The organism is Pseudidiomarina terrestris (assembly GCF_030466375.1).
In the GTDB taxonomy this organism is placed as follows: Bacteria; Pseudomonadota; Gammaproteobacteria; order Enterobacterales; family Alteromonadaceae; genus Pseudidiomarina; species Pseudidiomarina terrestris.
Genome location: NZ_JAGGJE010000001.1, coordinates 945,059 through 960,762 on the forward strand (window position 1 = coordinate 945,059; position 15,704 = coordinate 960,762).

A 15,704-nucleotide genomic window follows, 5' to 3' on the forward strand; every position below is an offset into this window, starting at 1 on the left:
CCGAGTAAACATGCGAAAATTACCCCCATTAAATGCGCTGAAAGCTTTTGAGGCTGCGGCCCGTCATTTGAGTTTCACGCGCGCAGCCGACGAACTTTTTGTCACGCAGGCTGCGGTGAGCCATCAGGTGAAGGCGTTAGAGGATTTTTTGGGGGTAAAATTGTTTATCCGCCGCAACCGATCGTTGCTGCTGACCCCCGAAGGGCAGACCTACTACCTCGAGCTCAAGGAAATCTTTGACCATCTGGTGCAAGCGACTGAGCGTCTGAAAAGTGCCTCGGAGCGGGGCTCTTTGACCATCAGCTTGCCCCCGAGTTTTGCTATTCTTTGGTTTGTCCCGCGCTTAAGTCGTTTTCGCGAAGCTTGTCCCGAAATTGATGTCAGGATCCGTGCCGTGGATGAAGTCGATGGCTCGTTAACCGATGATGTCGATGTGGCGATTTATTACGGTTCGGGCAAGTGGCCCGGGCTGAAAGCCTACAAGCTGCATAATGAATTTCTGCTGCCGGTCTGTTCTCCGCTGCTGCTCAATGGCTCAAAACCATTGCGCGAGCCAAAAGACTTACTCGATCACACCTTGTTGCACGACGAAACCCGTAATGCCTGGAAAGACTGGTTTAAGCTGGTCGGGATCGATAAAAATAAAGGTGATAATGGGCCCATTTTCAGTCACTCAAATCTTGCCTTAAAAGCTGCAGTGCACGGGCAAGGCATTGCTTTGGCGAATAATGTTCTGGTAAAGCCGGAGATTGATGCCGGGCATTTGATCCAAATCTTCCCGGAAGCCTTGCCCCGTGAGAAATCATTTTACTTAGTATGTCGTGACTCTCAGTCAGAAATCGGTAAAATCGCCACCTTTCGCAACTGGCTGCTACAAGTCGTGGAAGAGGAAGAAGACGCTTATGAGTGATTCGCAACGCGTAGCGGTGCATCGCGACAATCCCGAAGGCGCGGTCCGGGTGATTTTTGCCCATGGTGCCGGTGCTGGATTACAAAGTGACTTCATGCAATATTTCGCGCTGGCGCTGGCCATGAATGATGTTGATGTGGTGCGTTTTAATTTCCCCTATTGGCAAAAGTTTATGGACACCGGGGTTCGACGTCCGCCGAATCCAATGCCCCAGCTGGAGCATTGCATGCGCACGGTTATTGAACAGTTTGATGATGACAAACCGTTGTTTCTCATGGGTAAATCTATGGGCGCGCGGGTGGCATTCCGGCTCGCAGATGAAGCCAAAGCTGAGGCAGCCATCGCGCTTGGCTTTCCGTTTCATCCGATAGGGAAGCCGGACAAGCTCAGGCTCGATGACCTGGTCAATCAATGTCCCAAAAACCTCATTATTCAGGGCGAACGGGACGGCTTTGGTAAACCTGAAGAAGTGGCGAGTTACCAGTTGCCAGACACTATCGCGATGCATTGGCTCAGCTATGGCGATCATAGCTTTGAACCTACCAAACGCAGTGGCCTTGAGCGCCGTACGTTGTGGCAGGAAGCCGTGGATACGGTGCGTGGTTTTATAACGGAGAGAACATGAGTGGATTATTGGCCTATTGCAGGCCGGGCTTTGAAAGTGATTGTGCGGCTGAGTTGCAGGAAAAAACTGCATTACTTGGCAGCTACGGCTATTGCCAGACCAAAGCACAACAGGGCTATGTGGTTTACCGTTGCGCCGCCGAAGAAGCCGAGCATTTAGCGAAAAAATTGATTCTCAATGAATTGATTTTTACCCGCCAGTTTATTGCTATTCTTGCTGAAGTCGACGACTTATCCAGCGACGATCGGGTGTCAGCGATTCAGTTAGCCCTGCTTGATGAGGGCTTACAAGAGGTCTTTAGTGCCATCAAACCGGCGGGCGAGTTGCGGGTGGAAACGCCAGATACCAATGACGGTAAGGAATTGTCAAAATTCTGTCGTAAATTCACTGTGCCGCTGCGGCAAGGCCTGCGTAAGGCTGGCTGGATGACCGTCAAGGAAAGTGACCGCCGACCTACCTTACATGCGTTTTTTATCTCCAGCACGCATGTGGTCATTGGCTTTTCCTTTAGCTTTAATCAGTCGCCCTGGTTGATGGGGATTCCGCGTCTGCGCAGTCCAAGTGACGCGCCAAGTCGCTCGACTCTGAAGCTGGATGAGGCCTTTCAGGTGTTTGTTCCCGCCCATGAGCGCGAGGAACGTATCAGCTCAGGAATGAATGCTGTTGACCTCGGTGCAGCACCGGGTGGCTGGACCTATCAGCTGGTACGTCGCGGCATGATGGTGCAAGCGGTCGATAATGGTCCTATGGCTGAAAGTCTGATGGAAACTGGGCAGGTCAAGCATATTCGTGAGGATGGTTTTAAATACCGTCCGAAAAAGAAAAATGTGACCTGGCTGGTCTGCGATATGGTCGAGAAGCCCGCTCGCGTAGGTGAGTTGATGACCGACTGGTTGTTAGCGGAAGACTGCAAAGAAGCCATCTTCAACCTCAAGTTACCGATGAAGCGCCGCTATGCGGCGGTTGCCGAATACCTTGAGCAGATTAAGCAAAAGTTGATGGAAGAGGGGCGCGGACGCTTTGAGATACAGGCCAAGCAGCTTTATCATGACCGCGAAGAAATCACCGTGCACATGCGTTGGCTTTAAGCTGCTGCGACCTTAAAAGTCTTGATAATCTTGATAAGCATCGGCTCCCCAGGCAATCAGGGAGCCGTTTTTAAAGAGTAACGGCGTGCATTCGTCGCGCGTGGTGATGCCGTCCGATTTGACATGGTGGGTACGGTAGAACAGCACCAACACCTCTTCACCCGTTGCGGTCGACTTGGCTTCGCTGATATCCGGCGAACCGAGCAGGCGGATGACATCCTCTTTGGGGATCCCCAGGTCCAGACGACCAATTTGTTTAAGGTTAAAGGTTTCCCGTTCCTGCCAGCTCATATTATCTGGATCAGCCTGATAGACCGCCAGAATAAGCGCTGTTGCCGCCAAATAAATGACAAAGCCAATCAGTATTATTTTCATCATTTTTGACATAACAGCGCCTCGCTTAACTGCGGATTAGTCGGTAACGACCCGGTAACAGGGATAATACACTGAACCGGGGAGTTTCATCCGGCCTTGTTCGACGAATGCCTGTAACAATACGTCGAGCTTCCGCATCATTTCACGTTCACCATGGATTTCGAACACACCTTTCGCGCGAATTGCCCGGATCCCTTCGTCTTTAACGTTACCCGCGACAATCGCAGAGAACGCGCGACGCAGATCTGCGGCGAGCAACTGCGGTTCCTGCTCGCGATGCAAATTTAGCCCGGCAACATTTTCGTGGGTCGGGCTGAACGGCCGCTGAAAAGGTTCGTCGATGTGCAGAGTCCAGTTAAAGCAATAAGAGTCACCGGTTTCACGGCGATACTCTTTGACATCGTCGGTGGCTTTGCACATATGGCGTGCGACTTTGACCGGATCATTGATGATAATGGTATACAGCTTACGAGCTTCTTCGCCTAATGTGGCAACAATGAAGTCATCAATGGCGTCGAAATAGCCTTTGCTGCTGGCTGGACCGGTAAGTACTATTGGGAACACCTGGCGCTCGTTGGCCGGGTGCATGAGGATGCCGAGAATGTACAGCAACTCTTCGGCAGTACCTGCGCCACCCGGGAAGATCACGATACCGTGCGCACAGCGAACGAAGGCTTCCAGACGTTTTTCGATATCCGGCAAGATCACCAGTTCGTTAACAATTGGATTCGGCGGCTCGGCAGCAATAATGCCTGGCTCGGTAAAGCCCAGGTAACGGCCATCTGGGATCCGTTGTTTGGCGTGACCAATGGCAGCACCTTTCATGGGCCCTTTCATCGCGCCAGGTCCACATCCAGTGCAGATATTTAATGCCCGCAGGCCAAGATGGTAGCCAACTTCTTTGGTGTACTTGTACTCGATTTCATTAATCGAATGTCCGCCCCAGCAGACCACTATGTTTGGCTCCAGATTCGGCTGTACCACCTGCGCGTTGCGCAGAATGTCGAACACCACGTGGGTGAGGGTATGAGTATCTGCTGAATCGAGCGTTTGCGCGTTGTAGCGCTCGCCAGTGAAAAGGATATCCCGGAGCACGGCCTCGACCAACTCCTGCATACCGACGATGAGCTTGCCATCGACGAAGGCCTCTGCTGGTGGGTTGACGAGTTCCAGCTTTACGCCGCGTTCGCATTTAATGACATTAACGTCGAAGTCTTTGTATTTTTCGAAAATTTCTTCGCTGCTGTCAGTGTTGCTACCGGCGTTCAGAACGGCAAGGCAGCAATTACGAAATAAACGATACAGTTCTTCATCACTTGATTCTTGTAAACGGTCAATTTCCAACTGAGACAGCAAGCTCATGCTGCCACGTGGAGAAATAGTAATTCTCATTCTTTGTCCTTTTTATTCTTTTACTTACTGACGGCTCAATCGAGTCAGTGTCGGAGCCGTTTCAAAATTCGAGCGGAACGGGTTGATATCAAGCCCTCCGCGTCGGGTATAGCGCGCGTACACCGTTAACTTTTCGATGTCGAGGCGCTGAGTTAAGTCCATAAAGATGCGCTCCACGCACTGTTCATGAAACTCGTTGTGGTTGCGGAACGAAACGATATAGCGCAATAGTGCGCTGCGATCGATCACGCGTCCCTGGTAGTGAATGTAAAGTGAGCCCCAGTCCGGCTGGTTGGTGATCAAACAGTTTGATTTCAGCAAATGTGTACTTAGCTGCTCAGTGACGCGCTGGTCACCGCCATGTTGCAACAGCTCTGGCTGATAATCATAACTGGTTATCGCCACCGTAGCCGAATCAATGGACTCGGCCTGCCAGGTGCCTACGGCGTGTTGAGCATCCTCTAACGGAACTAGTTTTACCTGAACCGGAGCTCCGGCACAATCACTAAGGTCACGATGCATGCGCGCTTCGACCTCGGCACGGCTCTGCCAGGGGGAAGCATTAAAGCTGTTCAGGTAGAGCTTGAATGATTTTGATTCCACCAGATTCGGGCTGGTGCAGGGCACAATAAAATAGCCAATGGCGACTTGCGGTAAACCATTGGGTAACAGCCAGGAAATTTCATAGCCGGTCCAGTAATCCTGGCCATGAAAGGGTAAAGCAGCGTCCGCGCTAATGCCGATCGGCGTGCGATTTAATTGGCGTGGGACAGCTTGCAATAAACCTGCATCATAGTGCTCTGGATACTGCGTCGCCTGGCCTAAATTAAGATGTGCCAGTGGATGTTCTGCAGGGGGTTGCTTCATTGCCTCTCATTACCTTGTTACACTTAGGGATGTCTGGGGTTTTCCTAGCCAGTCGGTTATTGTACCGCTGCTCTAACCGAGATGCTAGTTTGTGCAGGTGCGAGATCACTTGCAGGCTAGCTCCATCAGCGCCCACCAACTACGTGAGAGATAGTGATGACGATCACCGCCGCTTTAGATGATTTAATTGACCGTTATTTAGCTGCATATCAGGCCGCTGCAGTGCCCTTAGTGACCGAGGCTAACGATGCCTGGCAGGCGCCCATTTATACCGCCGCGGTAGGCTCAGAGGACACCGTGACCTGGCAGCCGGTGCGGCAGCAGCGGGCACTGGATTTCAGTGATTTAATGAATGCCCTCGAAGAGCCTTTTCATCCAGATTTTGTTGCTTACTTTTCCCGCTGGTTCAGTGCCGATCTCGCAGTTGACTGGGAATCCCACCCGTTATGGTTACTGCACCTGCATGGTGATGATGATGCCGAACGGATGCTGGCGAATCAGGCTGGCCATGTACTGATGAAACGTCGTTTAAAGCAGCCCATTACCCTGTTCTTAGGCTTAGCGGAAGAATCTGACGACTTGCTTATCACTCTGGATAACGAGAATGGCGCGGTGGGGCTCGAGTTCGTTGGTCAGCAACAGCATGAAATACTGGCACCATCCCTGGAAGAGTTTTTGCGAAAAAGTACCCCAAGAGTAGTAGCAAACGATGAGGCAATCGGCTAGTTTGTATGCATAGAAGGTTGCAAATTTCTGCAACGCACGAGCGATTCAGGGGTAAAAATGACAACAACGAACACCAGTGAAATCCGCTATTTAGTCGCAGAGGAACTCAAGCTAGCCGCCTCACTGTTGTATCAGGCGTACCACGATGATCCGCTGTTGATGGCACTGTTCCAGGCTGAAAAAGTCGATTATGAGAAGCGTCTGCGGGCGGCTATCCGTGAAGAGCTGGCTGCATTTTGGGAAGCGCAGCAGCCAATGATAGGGGTATTTATCGGTGACAGCCTACTGGGGGTTGCCTGCTTAACTGAGCCGGGCAAAAGTTTCGGTCCGGGGCGTTACTGGCACTGGCGCCTGAAAATGCTGCTCACGGCGGGTTATGTCAGCACCAAGCAACTGGTCGACAAGGAAGAACGTATTCAGGCTGCCATGACCAAAGAGCTGGGTCTTGATCATTACCACATGCTGGCGTTTATCGCCGTCAACCCACGTTACCAGCATCAGGGCTGGGGGGATGTGCTGGTACAAGCCGCGCAGCAGGCACTGCAAGATGAACCCAGTTCGCAGGGGATCGCTGTGCTGATCACCCAGCCGCATCACAAATCCCTGTTTGTGCAGCACGGTTATCAGCAGGTCACCGACCTAATGATTGGCGACATTGCCGGCGAGCTTTATTTTTGCCGCAGTCAGGCCAGCCAGACTGAAACTGAGGAGGAAGCCGCTCATGGCTAAGGACACCACAAAGCAGTTCGGCTCTTTTAAAGAGTTTTACCCTTATTACCTGAAAGAACACTCCAATCCGCGCTGCCGGGCTATGCATTACATTGGCAGTACTTTGGTGCTGGCGTTATTGGCGTATGCGTTTATCACCCAGCAGTGGTTGTGGCTGCTGGCCATTCCAGTGGTGGGTTATGGCTTTGCCTGGCTCGGGCACTTTCTGTTCGAGCACAACCGACCCGCCACCTTTAAGCACCCCTGGTACTCGTTGTTAGCTGACTGGGTCATGTACGCTGAATTTTTAAAACGCAGCTTAAGCGGCACTAAAGATCAGTCGGGTAGCCGGTAGACAGGGGTCTCAATGCGTAGCAAACGCAAATTGAGCATCTGTAACTCACCTTCGTAGCGACTTTCGCGGTCGCTACTGAAGGCAAACTGATAGCGGCTGAGCCAGCCCATATGACGACCATGACGGGCCAGACGCCCACCTTCCCAGGCAATGTCAAGAAACTGTAGCTGATGCTGTTCGCAGTAACGTTTGGCATGCACCCGTGCCAGTTCTGCCTGACGCCGGCCTTGCCAGAAAAGCAGTCCGATAAAGCCAATTCCGATCAGTAAAATTGCATCAAGTAAGACCACTAGTGGGCTCCCGTAAAGGCTTGCCACGCCTGGCGAACCTGCTGTGGCAGATCGTCGCGCTGTAAGGTGACTAACAGGTGAGGGCGTAAACCTGGTAGGCGGAGTAGATCGGTAATTAATGCAGCGAAAATGCCCGGTTCTTGTTGCGCTAAGGCATCCAGTAAAGAGGCAAGAGGCACCGGGCAGTCGCTCATGGGATCGAACAGCGGCCACAGGCGGGCACAGCAGATCACCACTTCGTCCACCGAAGGCTGCTGGAGTACGTGAGTGACCGCAGTGATGATGGCCGGGTCAGGTTCCTGGCTGGCCAGACTCCGGAGTAGATCGGCGCGACCCTCTGCACCGGCCGGTTGCTGCGCTAGCAGGCTGGCCAGTTCGGTCGCCATCGCATTGGGCACCGTCTGGTGCTCCAGGGCGACGGCCAGCGCCTGGCGAAGGGCTTCCGGATACCGCAAAAAATTGCCGCAAATTGCCGCTTGTGTGGTCTCAAGCTGTGTCAGACGTGCGCTGACATCATGTAATCCCTGTACGCCCACTTGCTGCCAATGCTGAGGATCTGCAAGGGTACTCTCGGCCAGCTCAAAATGCACCGAGGGCGGACGTTGCCAGCGTAAACTGAGCTTGGCATGCAGCGCCGCGCGCTTTTCCTCAGTTGGGGTAAATAAGTAAGGGCTTTGTTGCAGTTGCTGTTCTTGTTCCTCAGTCAACGCATGGGTCACCTGCTGACCCAGTAAGGTAATGACCTGAGTGATAAATTCATGGACCCGGCCTTGTTCAAGCAAGCCACGTTCATCGATAGGAAACTTGAGAAACCACAAAAACGGATCCTGGGCGCTAGCGGCGAGCTGCGGCCAAAAGACTAAAGCGAAACAGGCGTGTCCCTGCACCGGGTAAGGGTAGGGCATCGTCTGGTTTTCGATCGCGGCAAAGTCGGTGTTGCTGAGCGGCTGCACCAGCCGGCCGAGGTCGTAACAAAGATAGCTGCTTTGTCCTTCCTGAAGTAACTGCGTTAGGGTAGATAGACTCATTAAACTTGCATCGCACGTCATTTTGCTGAAAGATGTGCGGCATTATAACGTTTTAATAGTCGTGGAGGTAGTAATGGACCAACGACAACGCGCTGCCCGTTTACTTGAGCGCCTTGAAGCTGAACTCAATGGTCTTGGATTGTGGCAAAGTGAGTACCCGGCGCCACATGAGTTACAAAGTAGTGAGCCTTTTGCGATCGATAAACTCGATTTTCATCAGTGGCTACAATTTATTATGCTGCCGCGTATGTGGGATCTCATCGACGGTGAGCACCCATTGCCGCAGAACATTGCAGTCAGTCCAATGGCTGCACATGTCTACCGTAATAAGTTGGAAAATCACGAGGGTTTGATCGTTATTCTGCGCGAATTCGATACTGTCCTTAGTGGAACTGACCCGTTAGCGGAAGATGTCTGAGCTTGACGTCGTTTACGACGATGCCTCTCTGATAGCTATTGATAAGCCAAGTGGCTTGTTAGTGCACCGTAGCTGGTTGGCAAAAGAAGCGACAGAATTTGCCCTGCAAAGGGTGCGGGATCAAATTGGTCAACGGGTTTACCCGGTGCATCGGCTGGACCGCCCGACCTCGGGCATTCTGTTGTTCGCTAAAGATGCCGACACTGCACGCCTGCTCACCCAGGCCTTTACCGAACGTCAGGTTCACAAAGGCTATCATGCGGTGGTCAGAGGCTATCTGGGCGATGGCTCTCTGGATTATCCACTGCGGGAAGAGCTCGATAAAATCGCTGACAAACACGCGGATCAAGATAAAGAACCGCAGCCAGCGGTCACCGATTATCAATGTCTGGCGCAGGTTGAACTGCCATTCAGTGTCAGCAAAAAACACAGCACCTCGCGTTATTCGCTGATGCATTTGCAGCCCAAAACCGGACGCAAGCATCAGTTGCGCCGGCACATGTCCCATTTACGTCATCCCATTATTGGCGACACCAACCACGGTGATGGTCGCCATAACAGGTTTTTCCGGGAACAGTTTGATTGCCATCGCCTGTTGCTGGCGGCAACTTCGCTGGCGTTTGCGCATCCACATAGCGGCCAGGCAGTTGAGCTGCAACTGCCTATACCGGATGAATTGACGCGAGCCTTTCCGTCGCTACCTTAATCGGCAGAGCGCAACAACTCGTTAATACCGACTTTGGCGCGGGTTTTTGCATCAACCTTTTTGACAATAATGGCAGCGTACAAGCTGTAGTTGCCGTCTTTGCCTGGCAGCGTACCTGGCACGACCACGGCGCCTGCGGGAACACGGCCGTAATGGATTTCACCCGTTTCCCGGTCAAAAATCCGTGTGCTCTGACCGATGTAGACCCCCATAGAGATCACTGCACCTTCCTCAACAATAACGCCTTCGACAATTTCCGAACGCGCGCCGATAAAGCAGTTGTCTTCAATAATGGTTGGATTGGCCTGTAACGGCTCTAAAACACCACCGATACCTACGCCACCAGACAGATGAACGTTGCGACCGATTTGAGCACAGGAGCCAACGGTGGCCCAGGTGTCGACCATGCTGCCTTCACCGACGTAAGCGCCGATATTGACGTAGGAGGGCATGAGCACAACATTGCGACCAATATACGCACCTTTGCGAACCATAGCTGGAGGTACAACGCGCATGCCCTCAGCACGGAAACGTGCATCGTCATAACCGATGAACTTGCTGTCGACCTTGTCAAAGAAGCGGGTTTCGCCGCCGTTCATCAAGTGATTATCGTTAATGCGGAACGATAACAGCACCGCTTTCTTTAACCATTCATTGACGACCCAGCTGCCTTCCTGTTTTTCCGCAACGCGTAAACTGCCGTTGTCTATTTGGGCAATGACCTGCTCCAAATCCTGGCGCAACTGCGCCGGAACCTGTTTCGGTGATAACTCTGCGCGTTGCTCGAATGCTGCTTCGATGCGTTGTTGTAATTCAATCATTAGGGGGTCCTTTACAAAATAACTACAGGCTAGTTGTCATCAAGTGTGAGCATGATTTGTTCCCGTAAGGCATCGCATTGCTCCGGCGCCAATGCGGTATTGGCCTCGGTTGCGACGATGAACAAATCTTCTGCTTGTTCGCCGACGGTGGAGATTTTAGCAGTCAGAATATTTAAGTCGAGTTGTTGCAGTACGCGCGCCACCTGAGCAACCAGTCCCGGGCGGTCCAGAGCGGTTAATTCAAAGGCGGTCCGGCGGGCGTTGCGCGAAGGCACAAATTCAACCTTGGTCGGCACTTTGAAACTGCGTAAGCGGCGCGGTAAGCGGCGCTGCGTGCTGGGCGCAGGGCGGCGGGCGCGCAGCACATCGTGTAACTCCTGCTTTAACCGTTCAATATGACGCGGATTGGTCAGTGGCTCGCCGTCATCCTGCAGCACCACGAAGGTATCCATAACGAAGCCATCGCGAGTCGCCAGGATCTGCGCATCATGGATACTCAGATTCTGGTGATCGAGGACCGCGGCGACTTCGGCAAATAAGTGCTCGTGTTCGAGGTGATAGATGAACAGCTCAGTGGTGCCCTGGCGATTTTCATCACCCACCAGAATCAGCGGCAACAGCTCATCGTCACTTACTGCCATAATGTATTGCGAATGCCAGGCAATTTGCTCAGGCTGGTGGCGGAGAAAATAATCCGCGGTAAACCGGGACCAGAGTTCCTGCACCTGCTGCACGGGGAAGCCGGCGCTTAATAGCAGTGCCATGGCATGAGCCTGATGCTCGTGAATGCGTTGCCGCATTTCCCGCTGCGGGGAAGGTTTTTGCTGCAGTAAATAATTCCTGGTGGCCTGATAGAGGTTTTCCAGCAGGGTCGCTTTCCAGTTATTCCACAAGCTGTTGTTGGTGGCCCGGATATCGGCCACTGTCAGGCAGTACAAGTAATCCAGACGTTGCGGAGTATCGACCTGGCGGGCGAATTCCTCGATCACTTCAGGGTCATGAATATCGCGCTTTTGCGCAGTCACGGACATGTATAAATGCTGGCGCACCAGCCACGCGACCAGGTCAGTATCCTGTTCATCAAGACCATGTTGCAGGCCAAAATTACGGGCGTCGAGCTCACCCAGTTCGGAATGATCACCGCCACGGCCTTTGGCAATGTCATGGAAGACCCCGGCTAAATACAGCAATTCTGGCTTGTCCATGGCGGCCACGATGCTGGCGCAAAGAGGAAATTCTTCTTCACCACTGGCGGTAGTATAGCGGTACAGATTACGCACCAGCCGGAAGGTGTGCTCGTCGACGGTGTAGGCATGAAACAAGTCAAACTGCATCTGGCCGACAATTTGTGCCCATTGTGGCAGGTAGTGCGCCATTATTTTGTGTCGGTGCATCAGCTCAAACGCAAGCCCACAGCCGCGCGGGTGTCGTAATAAGCGCATAAATAGCTCACGACAGGCGGCGACGTCGCTTAACGGGTGGTTGAGTTCACGGCGCGCATTGCGCAGCAGCCGGATAGTGTGGGCCCGGATGTAGCGGATTTCAGGGTGTTCCGCGATTGCCAGGAATAACTCCAGCAGGTGCTCGGGTTCGGCAAAAACATCGTCACTTTGCGCCGCAATACTTTCACCCAAGACTTTAAAATTACGGTCAATGGTGAAGCTGGTAAGATCTTTGGCACTACTAAGAATGGTCTGGGCGAAGAACTGCAGCAACATATCATTGAGTTCGCTGACATCCACTACCGCGTTGAAATAATCTTTCATCATGGCTTCGACGGCTGCCTTGCCGCGGCCTTCATAGCCCATACGCGCCGCGACAGCGGGTTGATGATCGAACAGCAGGCGATCTTCTTTCTTCCCGGCTTCCAGATGGAGAGCAAAGCGAATGCGCCATAAAAATTCCTGGCACTCCCGCAATTCGAGCAGTTCAGCGGCACTGATATAATTGTACTGAACCAGGCTTTCATCGCTTTGAGTATGAAAGTGGCGTTTAGCGATCCAGCCGATAGTCTGGATGTCGCGCAAGCCCCCCGGACTGCTTTTAATATTGGGCTCGAGGTTGTACGAGGTACCATGGAATTGCTGGTGGCGCTCGTTTTGCTCATCGAGCTTGGCGTGATAAAACTGATCACTGGTCCAGGGGAAGTCAGTATGGATCAGTTGCCGAAGGGCCTGTTCGAGGTCGGCGTTACCACTGATAAAGCGCTGTTCCAGCAGGCTGGTAGCGACACTGGTATCCGCCGCAGCTTCGCGCTGGCAATCGTTCAGCGTTCGTACACTGTGGCCGACATCCAGGCGCAGATCCCAAAGCATTTGCACGAGACTGGTAATCGCCTGCTGGGCTTTATTGCACAGCGCAGAGCTATGCAAAAACAATAAGTCGATATCGGAGTGGGGGTGCAAGGTACCGCGGCCATAACCGCCGACTGCAATCAAGGCTAACTCAGTTTCATCCAGACCGAGCTGTTGCCAGAGTTGCCGTAGCAGGTTATCAATAAAGGCACTGCGGTCGGTCAGCAGGCTCTCGATATCGGCAGTAATAAAGGCTTCGGCGGACCAGCGCTGGTAACGCTCTAAACAGTCGCGACCAGCGCTTATGGTAATTGGCTTCGGCCATTCAATGTCCGCCACAGAAGTCGTCATTACGAGGCTTCCGAGTGCTCAATCACCCGCGGGAAATCTTCATCGCTGCGCAAGGTTAAGACTTCAACGCCAGTTGCAGTAACCAGCAGGGTGTGCTCCCACTGAGCGCTTAAGCTGCGATCTTTGGTCAATACGGTCCAGCCGTCACGTAACAATTTGGTGTGACGTTTGCCGGCATTCACCATAGGCTCGATAGTAAAACACATTCCTTCTTTCAGGACTTCGCCCGTTCCCGGACTCCCGTAATGCAGAATTTGCGGTTCTTCATGAAAGACAGCGCCAATGCCGTGCCCACAGTATTCACGAACGATAGAGTAACCATGTTGCTCGGCGTGCTTCTGAATCACCGCGGCGAAGTCGCCAATGGGTAGGCCAGGGCGAACCATCTCAATGGCTTTATAAAGCGATTCCTGAGTGACACGAATTAAGCGCTCAGCAAGGATACTGGGTTTGCCAACGACAAACATTTTCGAGGTATCGCCGTGGTAACCGTCGAGCTTGACGGTGACATCCAGGTTGAGAATATCGCCATCTTTTAGCGGTTTTTCGTTCGGGATGCCGTGACAAACCACGTGGTTCAATGAGGTACATACCGACTTAGGGAAGCCATGGTAGTTCAGAGGCGCAGGGTAGGCATCGTGGGCGACAATGTAGTCATGACAGATCTTATCGATTTCTTCTGTAGTGACACCCGCTTTAATGTGCGGCCCAATCATTTCTAATACTGATGCGGCAAGTTTGCCCGCGGCGCGCATTTTTTCAATTTCGTCCGGCGTTTTGATGGTAATACTCATGCCTCGTCCTATATCATGCTGAAACCTTGTTTAATGGCGCCTATAGTAGCATTTGCCAGGCGCACGGGGAAGCTCTTACAACGCCAATAAAGCTTGCGCCGCGAGGCCTTTTCATGGTATAAAGCGCCCGCAATTTCGATTGCACTAGTAATTAACTAATTTAAACCACACACATACATCGACACATAGGTCGGGGTGCTCAAGGCGAAAGCTACGGGTCGAACTATGGGATGTATGGAGGCATAACCCCTAATAAGGAAAGAGAAATGGCTAACGTATCAATGCGTGATATGCTCAAAGCTGGTGTGCACTTTGGCCACCAAACCCGCTTTTGGAACCCGAAAATGAAGCCTTATATTTTCGGCGCTCGTAACAAAATTCATATCATCAATCTGGAAAAAACCGTACCGATGTTCAACGACGCGTTGAACTCACTGCAACACGTTGCTGCAAACAAAGGTAAAATCTTGTTTGTTGGTACTAAGCGTGCCGCAGCTGAATCGGTAAAAGAAGCCGCGACCAACTGTAACCAGTTCTTCGTCAACCACCGCTGGTTAGGTGGTATGTTGACCAACTGGAAAACTGTTCGTCAGTCGATCAAACGCCTGAAAGAGCTCGAAACAATGAGCCAGGACGGTACCTTTGAGAAGTTGACCAAGAAAGAAGCCTTGGTAAACACCCGCGAAATGGAAAAGCTTGAAAAGAGCTTGGGCGGCATCAAAGATATGGCAGGCTTGCCAGATGTACTATTCGTTATCGATGCTGATCACGAACACATCGCGATCAAAGAAGCGAACAACCTTGGGATTCCAGTTATCTCAGTCGTTGATACCAACTCCAATCCAGATGGCGTAGATTACGTTATCCCTGGTAACGACGATGCGATCCGCGCAGTACAATTGTACTTGAACGCTGCTGCAGCTGCTGTCAACGAAGCACGTGGTGCTGTAGTTGAAGGTAAAGCTGACGACTTCGTTGAAGCGGAAGAAACTGAATAAACCATCCGAATAGAGGAAATTTACACATGGCTATTACAGCAGCTCTGGTAAAAGAACTGCGCGAGCGCACAGGCGCTGGCATGATGGATTGCAAAAAAGCTTTGGAAGAAACCAACGGTGACATCGAAGCTGCCATCGAGAACATGCGTAAGAGCGGTCAAGCGAAAGCAGCTAAGAAAGCTGGTCGCGTTGCTGCTGAAGGTGTCATTTTGACTAAAGCCGAAGGTAATGTCGGTACTTTGGTTGAATTGAACTGCGAAACTGACTTTGTTGCCCGTGACGAGAACTTCCTGTCATTTGGTGAGAAGGTTATCGAAGCAGCGTTTGCGAACAAAGAAACTGATGTTGAGAAGCTGAAAGCGACCGATATCGGCGACGGTACTGTTGAAGAAGTTCGTGAGCGACTGGTTGCTAAAATCGGTGAGAACATGAATGTTCGCCGCGTGATCACTGTTGAAGGTGGTGACCTGGTCGAAGCTTATGTTCACGGCGGTCGTATCGGCGTATTGGTTGCCATCACTGGTGGTGACAAAGAGCTGGCCAAAGACTTGGCAATGCACGTAGCGGCAAGCGCTCCACAGTTTGTGAAGCCAGAAAACGTTGATGCTGAAGTTGTTGAGCAAGAGCGTAAAATCCAGCTGGATATCGCTATGCAAAGCGGCAAGCCACAGGAAATCGCTGAGAAAATGGTTGAAGGTCGTATGCGTAAGTTCACTGGCGAGATCAGCCTGACTGGTCAAGCATTCGTGAAAGACCCTTCCATGACTGTTGGCGATTTGCTGAAGCAGAAAAATGCTGATGTACTGACCTTCGTACGTTTCGAAGTTGGTGAAGGTATCGAGAAGAAATCGGAAGATTTCGCTGCTGAAGTACAAGCTCAAATGGCTGCTGCGAAAAAGGCGTAATGCCCATGTCGCTATCGACGACGCAGAGTTAGAGCTAAAGAAACCGCATCCTA

The 15,704-nt window shown here is 52.0% G+C and carries 18 protein-coding genes; 10 read left to right on the forward strand and 8 right to left on the reverse strand.

Going from position 1 to position 15,704, the window contains the following annotated elements:
* Window positions 1–10: 10 nt before the first annotated feature.
* Genes J6J28_RS04575 through rlmM form a run of 3 tightly spaced genes read left to right on the forward strand, consistent with a single transcriptional unit; the run spans window position 11 to window position 2,623 of the window.
* Window positions 11–910, forward strand: coding sequence for a transcriptional regulator GcvA (locus J6J28_RS04575; RefSeq protein ID WP_301720136.1), 900 nt, complete (start codon window positions 11–13; stop codon window positions 908–910).
* Window positions 903–1,535 (forward strand): alpha/beta family hydrolase, encoded by a 633-nt coding sequence (locus J6J28_RS04580; protein ID WP_301720137.1) that lies wholly within the window; start codon window positions 903–905, stop codon window positions 1,533–1,535. The genes J6J28_RS04575 and J6J28_RS04580 overlap by 8 nt, the downstream gene beginning before the upstream one ends.
* Entirely contained in the window at window positions 1,532–2,623 is a 1,092-nt protein-coding gene (rlmM, locus tag J6J28_RS04585; protein WP_301720138.1) for a 23S rRNA (cytidine(2498)-2'-O)-methyltransferase RlmM, read from the forward strand. Before J6J28_RS04580 ends, rlmM begins: the two co-directional genes overlap by 4 nt.
* 12 nt (window positions 2,624–2,635) lie before the next feature.
* Here the strand turns inward: rlmM and J6J28_RS04590 are convergent, their stop codons facing one another.
* From J6J28_RS04590 to queF, 3 genes are read right to left on the reverse strand one after another with little or no spacing between them, the layout of a single operon-like run.
* A complete protein-coding gene (locus tag J6J28_RS04590) occupies window positions 2,636–3,010 on the reverse strand; it encodes a DUF3192 domain-containing protein (protein ID WP_301720139.1) in 375 nt (124 codons plus the stop codon).
* A gap of 24 nt (window positions 3,011–3,034) precedes the next feature.
* The gene (gene ppnN / locus J6J28_RS04595) at window positions 3,035–4,390 is read right to left on the reverse strand and encodes a nucleotide 5'-monophosphate nucleosidase PpnN (protein ID WP_301720140.1); all 1,356 of its coding nucleotides are present in this window, start codon (window positions 4,388–4,390) and stop codon (window positions 3,035–3,037) included.
* Window positions 4,391–4,414: 24 nt separating this feature from the next.
* Complete coding sequence (gene queF / locus J6J28_RS04600; protein ID WP_301720141.1) at window positions 4,415–5,257, reverse strand: NADPH-dependent 7-cyano-7-deazaguanine reductase QueF; 843 nt, start codon at window positions 5,255–5,257, stop codon at window positions 4,415–4,417.
* 156 nt (window positions 5,258–5,413) lie between these two features.
* Here queF and J6J28_RS04605 point away from each other — a divergent pair, with 156 nt between their 5' ends.
* From J6J28_RS04605 to J6J28_RS04615, 3 genes are read left to right on the forward strand one after another with little or no spacing between them, the layout of a single operon-like run.
* Complete coding sequence (locus J6J28_RS04605; RefSeq protein WP_301720142.1) at window positions 5,414–5,983, forward strand: SecY-interacting protein Syd; 570 nt, start codon at window positions 5,414–5,416, stop codon at window positions 5,981–5,983.
* Window positions 5,984–6,040: 57 nt separating this feature from the next.
* Window positions 6,041–6,712, forward strand: a complete 672-nt coding sequence (locus tag J6J28_RS04610; RefSeq protein ID WP_301720143.1) for a GNAT family N-acetyltransferase — start codon at window positions 6,041–6,043, stop codon at window positions 6,710–6,712.
* Complete coding sequence (locus J6J28_RS04615; protein WP_301720144.1) at window positions 6,705–7,046, forward strand: Mpo1-like protein; 342 nt, start codon at window positions 6,705–6,707, stop codon at window positions 7,044–7,046. Before J6J28_RS04610 ends, J6J28_RS04615 begins: the two co-directional genes overlap by 8 nt.
* On the opposite strand, the gene J6J28_RS04620 is transcribed toward J6J28_RS04615, so the two are convergent.
* Together J6J28_RS04620 and J6J28_RS04625 are read right to left on the reverse strand one after the other, a co-directional pair.
* Window positions 7,028–7,336 (reverse strand): DUF3301 domain-containing protein, encoded by a 309-nt coding sequence (locus J6J28_RS04620; protein WP_301720145.1) that lies wholly within the window; start codon window positions 7,334–7,336, stop codon window positions 7,028–7,030. The two genes, J6J28_RS04615 and J6J28_RS04620, sit on opposite strands and share 19 nt — an antisense overlap.
* Window positions 7,336–8,364, reverse strand: coding sequence for a DUF3549 family protein (locus J6J28_RS04625; protein WP_301720146.1), 1,029 nt, complete (start codon window positions 8,362–8,364; stop codon window positions 7,336–7,338). Before J6J28_RS04625 ends, J6J28_RS04620 begins: the two co-directional genes overlap by 1 nt.
* A 73-nt stretch (window positions 8,365–8,437) precedes the next feature.
* On the opposite strand from J6J28_RS04625, the gene J6J28_RS04630 reads away from it, so the two are divergent.
* Both J6J28_RS04630 and truC read left to right on the forward strand, forming a co-directional pair.
* Window positions 8,438–8,782: a YqcC family protein gene (locus J6J28_RS04630; RefSeq protein ID WP_301720147.1), complete on the forward strand. Its 345-nt coding sequence runs from the start codon at window positions 8,438–8,440 to the stop codon at window positions 8,780–8,782.
* Window positions 8,775–9,488, forward strand: coding sequence for a tRNA pseudouridine(65) synthase TruC (gene truC / locus J6J28_RS04635; RefSeq protein ID WP_301720148.1), 714 nt, complete (start codon window positions 8,775–8,777; stop codon window positions 9,486–9,488). Before J6J28_RS04630 ends, truC begins: the two co-directional genes overlap by 8 nt.
* Here truC and dapD read toward each other — a convergent pair.
* The 3 genes from dapD to map are packed head-to-tail and all read right to left on the reverse strand — an operon-like array spanning window position 9,485 to window position 13,748.
* Window positions 9,485–10,309 carry a 2,3,4,5-tetrahydropyridine-2,6-dicarboxylate N-succinyltransferase gene (gene dapD, locus J6J28_RS04640; protein WP_301720149.1) on the reverse strand — a complete coding sequence of 275 codons (825 nt, stop codon included), beginning with the start codon at window positions 10,307–10,309 and terminating at the stop codon, window positions 9,485–9,487. The genes truC and dapD overlap by 4 nt on opposite strands.
* Window positions 10,310–10,338: 29 nt before the next feature.
* A complete protein-coding gene (gene glnD, locus J6J28_RS04645) occupies window positions 10,339–12,954 on the reverse strand; it encodes a [protein-PII] uridylyltransferase (RefSeq protein WP_301720150.1) in 2,616 nt (871 codons plus the stop codon).
* On the reverse strand, window positions 12,954–13,748 hold the full coding sequence (map, locus tag J6J28_RS04650; RefSeq protein ID WP_301720151.1) for a type I methionyl aminopeptidase: 795 nt from the start codon (window positions 13,746–13,748) through the stop codon (window positions 12,954–12,956). Before map ends, glnD begins: the two co-directional genes overlap by 1 nt.
* Window positions 13,749–14,014: 266 nt before the next feature.
* On the opposite strand from map, the gene rpsB reads away from it, so the two are divergent.
* Together rpsB and tsf are read left to right on the forward strand one after the other, a co-directional pair.
* Entirely contained in the window at window positions 14,015–14,746 is a 732-nt protein-coding gene (gene rpsB, locus J6J28_RS04655; protein WP_301720152.1) for a 30S ribosomal protein S2, read from the forward strand.
* A 26-nt stretch (window positions 14,747–14,772) separates the two neighbouring features.
* A complete protein-coding gene (gene tsf, locus J6J28_RS04660; protein ID WP_301720153.1) occupies window positions 14,773–15,651 on the forward strand; it encodes a translation elongation factor Ts in 879 nt (292 codons plus the stop codon).
* Window positions 15,652–15,704 lie beyond the last annotated feature (53 nt).